Consider the following 12,717-nt stretch of genomic DNA (forward strand, 5'->3'; position numbering starts at 1 on the left):
TGGAAAGCAGCCACAAATGGTCAGCGGGTTTTTTATAACGTTCAGCAAGTCTCTTGACCCTAGTGCATTCCGGTTCAAAGCCTGCTGGAGATCTCTTTCCAGATGTAGGCGTAGTTATATTTCAGCCAGCGAACCAGCACTTTATCGAACTGCCGGCGAAACCAATTACGCTCTCTTGCTACCAGCCTTGTCTCTATCGATTCCCTGAGTATGTCGGGATCGAAGCCCGTCCATACCGGTGGTACAGTGGCCACTAGATTGGTGAAACACACCGGTGCGACTTCTGAATAGAGGATTTCGTACAGAATGTCAGGGTCAACGCCTCTGACCTTCTGCGCTACAAAGTCATACTCGACCGGAAAATCGTTGAATGGCTCGGAGAGTGCGGCTCTGATCTTTGTCAGTTGTGGTTCAGTCAGAAGATGTCCCAATGCGAAAACTCCTCCAGTTCTTCATCCAGTGAACTCGCAACCGCTTCGCCCGCGAAACCGCCAGCGACTGTTCCAGCCAAGACTATCGCAATCGCGCAAATGGGCATGGCAGGGCCGCAAAACGTGCTGACGCCCATCCCAGCGAGGATACCGCCCAACGCTCCCGCACCCGCACCAACAATGATGCCTTGGCGCGCCGATTCTTTGGGTTTGTTTTCAGCATCCAAGGTGGTCAGTAATAACGAGTACCAGGTCGTGTAGCTCTCACTTGGAAATTCCCCGGAAATCGATCACGCACGGATTTGTCATGGACATTTATGTCCCCTATGGCTTGGCTAAATCCTACTCGCAAGCTTTCAATCGCTCTCCATCAGTGCCACTGCCTTCACTGATGTCAATCTCGCCGTTACGGTCAAGATGTATTTCCGTTGTCGGCCATTGGGGCGTAATGCTGATGCAACGGTTCAGGCCCTTCGCGTTCCACCAATCGAGACGCATAAAGAACTCATCGTCAGGAAAGATATGTCCTGCATCACCCATAGTCTTTCCGGGCTGCAGTTCACCGCGAACGATGGTGTGCTGTGTGTTTAGGACGTAACTAATTTTCTTGGTGCCGTCTTTTGAGTAGAAAATGACAACTCGCGGGATAGCTACGTACCAGCACGCCACAGCACCAATGAGAACCAGCGCTATCCACCGCCCAATATGCCGTGGTCGCTTTTCACTTGCAGACATGTTTTTGAACTCCTGTACCCCAGTCAGCGATTGGCACTGCCAACACTTTGTCCATGATGATTTGTGCAGTGACACCGCCGTTCGGATACTCCTTGTAAAGCTCCATTCCCAGGATGATCGACACCCTATCTGGAGCATCGTCCCATGCTCGCATCCCTTCGACTCCTTCCGTCTTTCGTGGGCCATCAAACCTATTGGGGTCTTTGAGGAAGCGCCAACTGTCTGAGCCTATTTGCTCAACACCAGCGCCGTCCAATTGCATGCTGTCGGAGAGTCCACCGGCTAAGCCGACATACCCATAATGGATGTTCGACCAGATGTCGTAGTAGAAGTCATACGCCCCTTGCTTGTGCCAAGGTGCACCAAACAGTTTGGCCAATTTGGGCTTGTGATCCCAATCCTGACCCTGACCCACCTGTTTCGTCCAGATGGCGAAAGCCATCGCCTTTTTTCCAAGTGCCATGTTGTAAAACTGGGGGGCTTGCCCTAGGCGCAGGTAGAGCGGAAGCTCCATGAACTTCTTGGTTTCCGCCTCAGGATCGAAGCTGTTTAGTTCTTTCATTTCCAAGACTGCTGGGTCTTTGATATTGCGGTTCATCTCATCGGCGATGTAACCGGCCAGTTGCTCCATCATGTCAGGGTCTTTGCACGTAGTAGGTGCTTCAGGCTCTGTCTTCGCTGTGGGTTTTTCGGTGCTGGCTTGCGGATCTACCAAGGCATTCGCCGCCAGAGCCTTCTCTTTCAAATTTGGATCAGAGAGCAAGGTCGCCATCTTCTCATCGTCCACGGTGCCATCTGGACGGAACGCTCCCAGTGCCATGAAGTTGATGATAGTTGCACCGCCAGCATCGCCCATTACAAACCCGCCACCTACATCGCCTGACCCGGTGATGATGGTTCCGCCATGGCTGGTAGGACTGCCAAGGTGGGCCATAGGACGGCCATTCACTTGAATCGATGGAAACCCTGTGGTGATTACGGCGCCACAACCACATGTATCGCCAACACGTGCGGAGCCCATAAAATTGATATTTACGTCGCCACTTGCGGAGGCAATCGGGGTGGTGCCATGTCCAGGCAAAGGACAGACATGCTTGTCACCCAGTCGTGCAGAAGAAATCATGTATCGTCCTTGAGTCGTTGCGAAGAATTCCTACTTGGGGCTGGCTAGTCTGACTTTATCGGGAAGCTCAAACAATGGCTGCAAGACAAATCCGAAAAGTCTTGCTGAAAACCTTCCGCGTTCCGTGTCGGTTGCTTTCTATAAACGATACCGGGTCGTGGTGAATCGCCCCTAGTTCGCAGACACATCCGATTGACTCCTTTTGGCCAGTCGCTGCCTATCATGGAGGGCAGCAACCGGCCAGAAGCTGCCTTTCAACGCTGTCCACAAAAACACGCTCAACGTATCCTGTAGTGGTCAACTAATCCCGGACACGACGTTAAGTTTTTCCTCGGCCCGCGCTGGTGCCAACCCCTCGTTGAATTGGTGAGGCCGAATCCAGTTGTAGCGATGCATCAAAAAATGGCTGATATCGCGCTGTGCTTCCTGCGCAGTTCGATAGCCCACGGTCGGTATCCATTCTGTTTTCAAGCTGCGAAATACGCGCTCCATCGGTGCGTTATCCCAGCAGTTTCCTCGTCGACTCATGCTCTGGCGCATGCGGTATCGCCACAACCGCTGGCGAAAGAGTCGGCTTGCATATTGCGATCCCTGGTCCGAGTGGAATAGCAGATCCGAAGGCCTGCCACGCTGCTCGTAAGCCATATCCAGCGCTTTGATCACCAGCTCAGCGTCTGGCTTTTCCGACAGCGCCCAGCCCACGATCCGACGCGTACAAAGATCCAGGACGACAGCCAGGTAATGCCACTTTCCTTGCGCCCAAATGTAGGTGATATCGCCGCACCAGACTTGATTGGGCGCTGGCACGTCGAACTCGCGGTTCAATGTGTTCGGGATATCCAGTCTTTCTACTGTTGCTCGTTTGTAGGCATGGGAGCCGGGTTGTTTGCTGACTAAATCAAGCTCGCGCATTAAGCTACGCACTTTGAATCGACCGAGTTGCTCACCGTCTTCACGCATCAGCGACAGGATGCTGCGACTGCCCGCAGAGCTGCGACTTTGCGAGAACAGCTCACTGACGCGACTACGCAATCGAAGCCGTTCAACATCCGGCGTGCGGCGCCGCAGGCGCTGGGCGTAGTAACACGAGCGAGTGACGTCAAACACCTTGCACAGCCAATCAACCGGCTCATGTGCCCTCAACTGGTCAATCAGCGCGAACGCTCGTGATCTTCCGACATCAAGAGCGCGGTAGCCTTTTTTAGTATTGATTTCTCTCGCTCAAGCCGAGCAATCCGGGCTTCCAGCTCCTGAATTTTTTGCTGTTCCGGAGTCAGTGCCTTGCTCTGCGGGGTGACGCCTTTATGTTCTTTCTGAATCTGGTCAACCCAGCGGCGCAATGCCGATTCACCAATGCCGAGTGAACGGCTGGCTTCGATGTAGCTGTAGTTTTGTTTGAGCACAAGGTCGGCAGCCTCGCGCTTGAATTCAGGAGTAAAGGAGCGGCGTTGTTTAGTCATCTGACACCTCGATCTGGCGAGCATTCTCGCCTAAATGGGTGTCCGGTTTCATTAGACCACTACATCCTGCTAAAAGACAACAATGAAAAGGAGTTCAAATGAAAACTGATTGGCAACAAATTCGAGAGATGATGAACACTGTTATCGATAGCTGTGAGCAGATCGAAACGGCAGGATTCCGTGAGGAACATCGCTCAGCGACTGTGGAAATCAAAGGCGTCGAACTCCGTCCAGGAGTTTTTGATCAGTGCGTGGACACTTCCGGAGAACATTCGCTACCAGATCATTCGTGAGCGTCATGAAGCTGGAAATGACCTTCCCTACGTTCCCGAAGCAGCCCGCATTCTTGTCGCAATGGCACAGGCTTGTGCGGAATTGGTCGGAGCAGCAGACAAGGCACCAGCTCAGAAAGCTATTGCGGGAATGAATCATTGGTACAAGGCCTACGCTGTACCGCATATGACTACAGCCATCAGGCTGGCAAAAAAATAACCTGACGCTTAGATTCACGGGCAATCACCCGGCAGTGATGGATCACATCTATTGTCTGAACGTCGTCTATGGGTCGGTAGCTACCTGGCGCAGCCACCGTCTCTCATCAGTGAGGTGGGTCTTGGCATCAGGATATGTGTGGCTGGATTCCGAGTCCGATGAAAAAGGCCCCCGCGCTCTGTGCAAGTGTCGGGGCCTGTTTGACATAAGCGGTGTTACTCGCCGTGGCGCTGCTGGCCTTTGCGGAGGGTGACCGGAGGGTAGAGCTTTTGCAAGGCTCGCAGGCTTTCGAGGATCGCGAACAGTCGGCGCGCATCCGGGCGCTGCCCGTCCATGGGCTCGACCAGCAGGGTACCGTAGATCAGGGCGATGCGCTCTTCGGCGGCGTGCAGTTCGGCCAGCACGCCTAGCTGGGCCTTGGCGGCGCGGGCCTCGAACGACGGAGGCTGTAAGTTGGCTTCTTGGGGTTGTCCTGTCATCGTGGGGTGGCCTCTTTGGGGTGCATGCCGCAAGTGCAGATCAACGTCGCCTGGTGGTGCCCCTGGCTGAATTCGGGGGGTACTTTTAATGGTTTCACAAGCCGCTATCGGCCAATTGCAGTCATTCATCGACTGCCCGCTACGCTAGCTGAGATGCGTCAGCCGTGCGGTCGTCGTGTATGACTACTTGAATTCTCCATATCGCTTTACCTGTGCAGCGTTTGAGATTCGGATTGCCTCTTTAAGTTTAGGGAGTGCGGCATCAAGGCTAACTTCTATGAAGTTGACACCTGTGTACTTACCCTTCATTCGGATGGCTGTGTAGACAGTTTTTTCCGGTGAGTCTTGGCCTGCAAGCATTCTGATGGTGTCATATATAAAACCAAAATCGTTGCGCGGTTCGGTCTTATGGCAAGGCAAAATTTCTGCTATGTGGCACGCTTCAAAAATGAACGGTTTACCTGAGCCTATCAATTGAACCATGCCTTTCGCTGAGGTTTTTAACACGGAAAATAGCTGCGTACACTGCGCTGAAGTCAGGTTAACGTTCATCTTGAGGCTATCCAGTTCAGCCCTATCGCTAAGGCTCTGCATTTTATTAGAGTCTAATTTATTAAGTAAGGCTTCTCTGTCCGCAGCATTGATCGCCTCAGTCACGTGGTGATTGGCCGCAACCTGATAGATCGACATTCCTAGAGTGGCGTCAGAGCGCGTGACATAGTTAATGATCTCCGTCTTGAACTCTGATTCAGGGATTTTCTGGTGATGGAGCAGTTTCTCCTTCAACTCAATAAATTCCAAAATCATTCTGCGATAGCGGCTGGCGAAAGTGTCGCGAAATTTCGCCCGTTGCGCATCGCTGAGCATAACGTACAGCGAAGCTTGCGGGTCCTTCAAATCCTGCCCACCCATCAATCCGCCGACTAATCCGAAGCGGTATGTTTCGCGACCGTCTGAGGCCATTACCGCTAGCACCTGCGGGTCAACCTCGGTCAACAGATGATTGACGATATCTTCAATGAAAGCTTCACGACTCATACGTAGCTAACCTTGCCAATTCAGATAAGAGTTCCTATTTACCGCTTATGGCGTTCAGCCACTACGGAGCTACTAGGTTAGCCCCCCGTTGGCTGAAGAGCCAGTACCCGTTCCTACTGAGGGTATCCAGCGACCCCGAATCCATTTATTGACGAGGTTGGCACTGATGGTGTGGGTCAAAGCTAGGAACCGCCTTAGCTGTTGTAGACGTGAGATGACCGCTTTAGGCCGATTTTCGCCTGTGGACACCGGCAGCGCTGGGCTACCTCCAGCGACTAGGCCTGCTGGCTAGGTGGCGTGTCCGTAAGCTGGTGCTCACGAGGGGCTGCTTCTGGCCGATTGTTGCATATCGCGAAGCCCTGCAATCGACTCGAATCGGACGGCGAAAAGGAAAGGCTCATTTTTTGCGATAACGCGCTAGGTCAGGCCTGAAGCCATCGCGAGCAATTTTCGCTCCTACAGAAGAGCAGTATGTCTCAGACGAGAATTTCGAATGACGTACTGGCAAGGCGTTCCCCGTTCACCAGAATATGCACTGCATGTTTCCCCACATAGTGCTTCCGAGTAGTCAGTTCCTTGATCTGCTGCCCACGACTAACCCGCTCAATCGCCCCACCATCCAACGTCAACGCCTTCAGCTTGAACACCTTCGCCGAAGTGCTGCCATTGGCCTTCACATAATCAATCGCATAATCAATCACCAACCGCTGACTCTCCGCCACCGTGGATTTCACCGCAAACGACAACGTAATCTTCTCCCCCAACCGAATTACCGCCGGTTCCACCTTCACCCCAACAATCTCAACCTCAGCCTTACCACTCGCCCCAATAATCGCCAACGCCCGCTGGTTTCCCTGCTTGATCAAGCTGCGCAACGCATGCTTGGCAATCCACGCCGTGTGCTTGTTCTCCAGCGACCACCCCTCAATCAAGTCCAGCACCCACTCCGGATGGTCCTTGGTGATGTCATTCAGGTGATTGGCCACCGACTTGCGCACGTAAAGGCTGTCATCTGCCTTGAGGTTGTCGAGAATCGCCGCCGCCAATGTCGGATCGCTCTGGATCTGCTCCAACCGAAACGACCACGGCAAACGCGGTCGACTGCCTTCGCTGGCCAGGCGCCGCACATGCTCGTTCTCATCCCGAGACCATGCCTGCATCAGCGCCAATGACCGTTGCAGATCGCTGCGCAGAAAATACCGGATGGCAAATTCTGCCGAGCCAAATGCGGTGAAGTATTTGAGCGCGTCCATCGATTGCTCGAAATCATGCGCGCCATACATCGCCACGTAGTGCGGCAGCGAGATGCTGACGAAGCCGCTGTTCAGGCGGGGGGCGAGGGCGCGTAGCACTTCGAGGGATTCGTCGTAGTCCAGCGGCAGCACGGCGTGCAGGCATTCGCTGACGCGGGCCATGCGTTGCATGATCGACAGGTCGGCGAGGCCGTCGTTGGCCATTTTCAGGAAGGCGTTGGCGTTGAAGGCCGGGTAGACCGCCGTCATTTCGGTGGCGATGTGTTTGAGGCGTTCGGCGTTGAAGATTTCCTTCAGGGCCGGGGCTGGTTGTTCGGCGGCGGTCATGGTCGGGTCCGTTCGAGGGGGCCGGTCAGGTTATCGGGGTACTGATGAAAGCCTCAAGCTTTTCTGTCTGCGCGGCGAATTCCGTGATAGTGGCGGGCTCACGGGTCAAATCATTCCCCGGGGGATCGACGTTCGCTGACGCTGACGATGGACGCTCGGGCCGGTTCGGGAGGGGAGTTGAGTGGGTCCATACGGACGGTGCCTGTGAAGTACGCTTCCGGGCCTTTTATCGAGGGTTGCGAGCCTGCGCGCTTGAGGATCATGATCCGGTCCTATTGATAAATGAACAGGAAATTTTATGGGCCTCACGCTCCGCATACACTCTATGCATGTCCTGGAGTAAAGCGACCCATGGAAGCCAACCGATTGGGTGACATCGCTGCATTTGTCTGCGCCGTAAAGGCTGGAAGCTTTACCGCTGCGGCGGCTTCTCTTGGCCTGACCCGGTCGGCGGTGGGGAAAAGTATAGTTCGCCTGGAAAGCCGGATGGGTGCACGGCTTCTCAATCGCACGACGCGCAAACTGAGCCTGACTGACGAGGGGCAGGTCGCCTATGAGCGCTGGCGTCAGATTCTCGAAGATCTGGATGAAGTGGACGCGACCATGGCCTTGCGTCGAGGGCGGCCCACCGGGACCTTTAAGCTCACGGCACCGCTGTCCTTTGGTCAGCGCCACATTCTGCCGATTCTGGATGCTTATCTGAAGCAGTGGCCTGAACTGCGGGCGGATGTCTGGTTTACCGATCGCTTTGTTGATCTGATCGAGGAGGGCATCGACATCGCCATACGAATTGGCATGCCGAAAGATGACTCCCAATTATTTACCCGTACCGTGGCGTGGCAGCAATTCGCGACGTGTGCATCGCCTGCTTATCTGGCCCAACGCGGCGTGCCGCAAACGCCCGCTGACCTTGTCGGGCATGACACCATCGCGTTGTTCAGTGGCGAGCGGCCGACCGTCTGGCGTTACCAGACACCTGCCGGCCTTCATCTGTACGAACAGCCGGGGCGACTGAATATCGACAGTTCAGAAGCCACGCGAGAAGCGGCGCTGGCAGGCATCGGCCTGATTCATCTGCCGACCTACATTACGGGTAACGACCTGCGCGATGGCACGTTAGTGGAAGTGTTGAAACCCTATCGCGCACCTCCTGATCCCATCAGAGTCGTCTACACCAGCAAGCGTCACCTGTCCCCCCGCGTTCGCAGGTTTATTGACCTGTTGATCGAGCGTTGGGAAACAGGCGTGCCTTGGGAAAGATAGCGATATTGGGGACTCAGCGGACCGTGTAACGGTCGCGAACTGCTGTTTATCCAGCCTGGGGAATCAATAAATATGTCAGTCATCGTCACTCACGGGACTGCCATCATGACTATCGCCACACACTTCTCGCCGCCAGCTGAACCTGCGACTTTACCGACCGCCCATCCTTCGCTTGAGCGCCATCCCGGGTTTCAACGCTTGTTTAAACCGCAGGCGCTCACGATTGGCCTGATTTTGCCCCTCGAAACCCACCCGGGCAGACCGGCGCCGACCATGCGTGATCACGTGGAGATGGCGCAACGCGCCGAAGCGCTTGGCTTTGGTGCCTTATGGATGCGCGACATACCTTTCTACGACCCGGATTATGGCGATGTGGCGCAGATCTTTGAGCCGCTGGTCTACATCGGTTACCTGGCCGCCGCCACCCGCAGCATTGTCTTGGGCACCACGGGTATTGTGCTGCCGACCCGTGATCCGATGTATCTGGCCAAGCAAGCGACGTCCCTCGATCAACTCAGTGAAGGTCGACTGGTGTTGGGGCTGTCCTCGGGTGATCGATACAGTGATTACCCGATGCTGGGCATCGATTATGAATCCCGTGGTGATCGCTACCGTGATGCCTTTTCGGTGTTTCGAACCCTGATCGAGCAGAGCTTTCCGCGTTTCCGCTCCGAGCGATTCGGTGGCTCACACGGAAACCTGGACCTGGTGCCGAAAGCGCCGTATGGCCGCGTCCCGTCCATTGCTGTCGGCCAGGCGCAACAGAGCGTTGAATGGTTGGCTCAGCACCTTGATGGCTATCTTGCTGGCGTCCAAAGCCCGGAGCGGTTGGCAGCGTTGGGCGAGAGCTGGCACGCCGCCGTGCAGGAGGCGGAGAACCGCAACGCTTTCAAACCGTTGGGCTTGGGCGGCTATTTCGACCTCAGCGACAACCCGGATCAGCCATTCCAGCGCATCCAGGGTGGCTTCCGGGCAGGGCGCAACGGCCTGCGCAATTACCTGGAGCACGCGCAATCTGCCGGTGTTTCGCATATCGCGCTCAACCCCAAGGTCAGCCGTCAACCCTATGGCGAAATCCTCGACGAACTCGGCGAGTACGTTCTGCCGTACTTCCCGTCACATGCCTGAGATCACGGGGAGGAATCACTCATGTCATCACTTTTCGACTCTTATGACCTCGCGGATCAGGTGCTGCCCAATCGCATCGTCATGGCGCCGATGACCCGCGCTCGCGTCGAGGGCACCGTGCCGTCTGAAGACATGGCGACCTACTACGCCCAGCGCGCCGGAGCCGGCCTGATCATCAGTGAAAGCGCGCAGGTTTCTCCGCAGGGACGTGGCTACCTGTATACCCCGGGGATCCACAGCGCAGCGCAAATTGAAGGCTGGAAGCGCGTGACTGATGCGGTTCATCAAGCCGGGGGACGCATGTTCCTCCAGCTCTGGCATGTGGGGCGCGTCTCGCACTCTTCGCTGTTGGACGGACGCTCGCCTGTCGCGCCTGTGGCCATGCCGGCCAGTCAAACGCTGGTGCATGCTTACGACAGCGACGGCAAGCCTGGGCAAGTTCCGGTGAGTGCGCCCGTGGCGTTGGATGCCGAGGGGATTCGGCAGGTCATTGCAGACTTTCGCCTGGCCTCGGCCAATGCCCTGTCGGCAGGTTTTGACGGCGTCGAAATTCACGCCGGCAACGGCTATCTGTTTGAACAGTTCATCAACGGCGGCTTCAACACACGTGAAGACCGTTTCGGTGGTGCGCCGATTGCGAATCGCCTGCGATTGCTGCTTGAGACGGTCGATGCGGTGAGTGCGCAGATCGGCAGTGCTAAGGTGGGTGTGCGCGTGTCGCCTTTTGCCCACTTGGCGGACCTGCACCCGTTCGATGGCGAAGAGGCCACCTGGCTCGCTCTGGCCGGAGCATTGTCCCAACGCCAGATTGCCTACTTGCATGCGAGCCATCTCGGCACGCCGGACTTTCAAAAAGACTTCCGCGCCGCTTACGACGGCACCTTGATGGTGTCGGGCGGGTTCACCCTTGAAACCGCGCAGCAGGCCATCGAAGAAGGATTAAGCGACCTGGTGGTGTTTGGCCGGCCGTTTATAGCCAACCCCGATCTGGTCAATCGCTTGCGCCATGGCTGGCCACTGGCCGAAGCGGGAAGGGAGGCTTACTACGGCGGGGGAGCGCATGGCTACATCGATTATCCCGCGTACTCGTCGCCAGTCGCAGAAAGTGCCTAGCGGACCCGTCGTGCAGCGCCGGGGCAGATTGTTCGGCGACGGTCATGCTCGGGTCCGTTCGAGGGGGCCGGTCAGGTTATCGGGGTACTGATGAAGGCCTCAAGCTTTTCCGCCTGCGCGGTGAATTCGGCGATGCGCGGGAAGCGTGAGGCGTCGACTTGGTCCGGTGTCACCAGGTTGGTGAAGCTCCAGGCGACGGCGAGGGTGATGCCGTCTTGTTCGATCAAGGCACCGTTTGCCAGAGGCTGTTTTTCCAGTTCGCGTTCAAGCGCTGAATAGGCTGCGGCGAGTTGCCCTTCGACGCGCTCAACCCAAGGCTGGTATTGAATTTCGGCGGGGCGCAGGTTGCGTTCGTAGTAAAGCTGAACGGACTTTTCGCACGCCGCCAACCCGAGCCCGATCAGGCGCCATGCGCGCAGTCGTTGCTTGAGGTCGTCGGGCATCAGGCTTTTGCCAGGGCCGGCGAGGGCTTCGAGGTAGTCGATGATCAGGGTCGAGTCGATCAATACTTCGCCGTCGTCCAGCACCAGGGTCGGCGCCTTGACCACGGGGTTAATCTGCTGGAAGTGCTCGAAATGGCGGAACACCGAAACCGATTCGTGCTCCAGGTCGATGCCCAGGTGTCTGGCGGAAATAGCCACGCGCCGCACGTAGGGCGAATCCAGCATGCCGATCAGTTTCATTGAGCCGCTCCTTCAGGTGTCCATGTCGGGATGGACTACCTTAGCTGAGGTTCGGCGACCTGCAAACGGCCTTGGTTAATCTTCGAAACCGACCTGTTCGTGAATCTCGTCAACCTTCAATTCCAGGCGATAGGCCACGGCGATGAACAGCGCCTGGCACAGGCACAACGTCGCGCTCAACGAGCGGAAGGCGAACGAGCTGCCTTCGTTGACCAGCAGCACGGTGTTGGCGCGTTTGGCCAGGGGCGAGAGGTTGCTGTCGGTGATGATCAGGGTTTTCGCCTGGTTGTGCTGGGCGATGCGCAGGCAGTGCTGGGTTTCCTTGCCGTAGGGCGTGAAGCTGATGGCGATGACCAGGTCATTGGCGCGCACGCTGCGCATCTGCTCGCGGTAGCTGCCGCCAAGGCCGGAGACCAAGTGGATGCGCTTGTTGGTGTGTTGCAGGTTGTAGACCAGGTAATCCGCGACGGCGAACGAGCGGCGCACGCCGACCACGTAGATGTTGTCGGCGTTGACCACCAGGTCCACGGCTTTGTCGAAGGCCTGGTCATCGAGTTCCAGCCCCAGCCGTTCGATGCCGGACAGGGTCGCGTCGATGCACTCGCGTGCGAGGTCGCCGCCGCTGGCTTTCTGCGATTTGTTGGCGATCATGCTGCGAATGCGCTGCTGGTAGTTCTGCACCGGCGTGGTCTTGTGCGTGTACGCCTCGCGGAACAGGGCCTGCATTTCGCTGAAACCGCTAAACCCGAAACGCTGCGAGAACCGCACGATGGCCGACGGGTGCACCTCGCACTCGCGGGCGATGTCGCTGATGCGGTCGACCATGATCCGGTCGCTTTGCTGGCTCATGTAACTGGCGATGCGTTTGAGCTGGCGCGGCAGGCTTTCGTATTCATTGGTGATCAGCTGCAACAGACGCTCGGCATTGATCGGGGGGCTGGCGAGATCGCTGTCGGGCGTGCTCTCGGTCGTAGCCGGCTGATCGGTGCGGGACATAGGGAATCCTTCTGGCTTGTTCTTATAGGGCTGACTGGTGTGTCGGCCCCTGACAATAGGTTGGCTGTGCGCAGTCTACAGGGTAGGCCGGAATAAAATCTTGAGCTTGCGGCCGGCATACGGTTTGCTGAAACGATGCACTGTGTCTGGAATGCTTTTGTAAAAGTTTATTGGAAAAAATATTCCACGTAAAAAT

At 56.4% G+C, this 12,717-nt stretch carries 13 protein-coding genes and 1 pseudogene; 4 read left to right on the plus strand and 10 right to left on the minus strand.

Annotated features, from left to right (window positions below; translation table 11 throughout):
• Positions 1-74: 74 nt before the first annotated feature.
• The 5 genes and pseudogenes from JIO00_RS12570 to JIO00_RS12590 all read right to left on the minus strand — a co-directional run bounded on the left by JIO00_RS12570 (position 75) and on the right by JIO00_RS12590 (position 3,749).
• The gene (locus JIO00_RS12570; RefSeq protein WP_200668366.1) at positions 75-431 is read right to left on the minus strand and encodes a DUF7079 family protein; all 357 of its coding nucleotides are present in this window, start codon (positions 429-431) and stop codon (positions 75-77) included.
• Positions 416-658 (minus strand): annotated as a pseudogene (locus tag JIO00_RS12575) (hypothetical protein); the annotation flags it as partial. The pseudogene JIO00_RS12575 and the gene JIO00_RS12570, both read right to left, overlap by 16 nt.
• Before the next feature lie 115 nt (positions 659-773).
• The gene (locus JIO00_RS12580) at positions 774-1,166 is read right to left on the minus strand and encodes a hypothetical protein (RefSeq protein ID WP_200668368.1); all 393 of its coding nucleotides are present in this window, start codon (positions 1,164-1,166) and stop codon (positions 774-776) included.
• Entirely contained in the window at positions 1,153-2,289 is a 1,137-nt protein-coding gene (locus JIO00_RS12585; protein ID WP_200668370.1) for a polymorphic toxin type 44 domain-containing protein, read from the minus strand. Before JIO00_RS12585 ends, JIO00_RS12580 begins: the two co-directional genes overlap by 14 nt.
• A gap of 297 nt (positions 2,290-2,586) precedes the next feature.
• Positions 2,587-3,749, minus strand: a protein-coding gene (locus JIO00_RS12590) for an IS3 family transposase (protein ID WP_200666142.1) whose coding sequence is annotated in 2 segments (ribosomal slippage) — positions 2,587-3,494 and positions 3,494-3,749 — 1,164 coding nt in all. Because the reading frame shifts where the segments join, the coding sequence is not laid out codon by codon here.
• 98 nt (positions 3,750-3,847) lie between these two features.
• Here JIO00_RS12590 and JIO00_RS29820 point away from each other — a divergent pair.
• Positions 3,848-4,042, plus strand: coding sequence for a hypothetical protein (locus JIO00_RS29820; protein WP_234452953.1), 195 nt, complete (start codon positions 3,848-3,850; stop codon positions 4,040-4,042).
• Between the two features lie 414 nt (positions 4,043-4,456).
• Here JIO00_RS29820 and JIO00_RS12600 read toward each other — a convergent pair whose 3' ends face one another.
• From JIO00_RS12600 to JIO00_RS12610, 3 genes are all read right to left on the minus strand, one after another.
• Positions 4,457-4,720 (minus strand): hypothetical protein, encoded by a 264-nt coding sequence (locus JIO00_RS12600; RefSeq protein WP_200668372.1) that lies wholly within the window; start codon positions 4,718-4,720, stop codon positions 4,457-4,459.
• A gap of 183 nt (positions 4,721-4,903) precedes the next feature.
• A complete protein-coding gene (locus JIO00_RS12605) occupies positions 4,904-5,758 on the minus strand; it encodes a hypothetical protein (RefSeq protein WP_200668373.1) in 855 nt (284 codons plus the stop codon).
• A gap of 476 nt (positions 5,759-6,234) precedes the next feature.
• Positions 6,235-7,338, minus strand: coding sequence for a DNA alkylation repair protein (locus JIO00_RS12610; RefSeq protein WP_200668374.1), 1,104 nt, complete (start codon positions 7,336-7,338; stop codon positions 6,235-6,237).
• A 351-nt stretch (positions 7,339-7,689) separates the two neighbouring features.
• Between JIO00_RS12610 and JIO00_RS12615 the strand changes: the two genes are divergently transcribed.
• The 3 genes from JIO00_RS12615 to JIO00_RS12625 all read left to right on the plus strand — a co-directional run bounded on the left by JIO00_RS12615 (position 7,690) and on the right by JIO00_RS12625 (position 10,842).
• Positions 7,690-8,601, plus strand: coding sequence for a LysR family transcriptional regulator (locus JIO00_RS12615; RefSeq protein ID WP_083376947.1), 912 nt, complete (start codon positions 7,690-7,692; stop codon positions 8,599-8,601).
• A gap of 105 nt (positions 8,602-8,706) precedes the next feature.
• A complete protein-coding gene (locus tag JIO00_RS12620) occupies positions 8,707-9,729 on the plus strand; it encodes an LLM class oxidoreductase (RefSeq protein WP_234452954.1) in 1,023 nt (340 codons plus the stop codon).
• 21 nt (positions 9,730-9,750) lie between these two features.
• Positions 9,751-10,842 carry an alkene reductase gene (locus tag JIO00_RS12625; protein WP_200668376.1) on the plus strand — a complete coding sequence of 364 codons (1,092 nt, stop codon included), beginning with the start codon at positions 9,751-9,753 and terminating at the stop codon, positions 10,840-10,842.
• Between the two features lie 71 nt (positions 10,843-10,913).
• Here JIO00_RS12625 and JIO00_RS12630 read toward each other — a convergent pair whose 3' ends face one another.
• Complete coding sequence (locus JIO00_RS12630) at positions 10,914-11,525, minus strand: glutathione S-transferase (protein ID WP_010459617.1); 612 nt, start codon at positions 11,523-11,525, stop codon at positions 10,914-10,916.
• 75 nt (positions 11,526-11,600) lie between these two features.
• Positions 11,601-12,521 carry a MurR/RpiR family transcriptional regulator gene (locus JIO00_RS12635; RefSeq protein WP_077749729.1) on the minus strand — a complete coding sequence of 307 codons (921 nt, stop codon included), beginning with the start codon at positions 12,519-12,521 and terminating at the stop codon, positions 11,601-11,603.
• Positions 12,522-12,717: the final 196 nt, after the last annotated feature.

It is taken from the genome of Pseudomonas sp. SW-3, from assembly GCF_016615645.1.
In the GTDB taxonomy this organism is placed as follows: domain Bacteria; phylum Pseudomonadota; class Gammaproteobacteria; order Pseudomonadales; family Pseudomonadaceae; genus Aquipseudomonas; species Aquipseudomonas mandelii.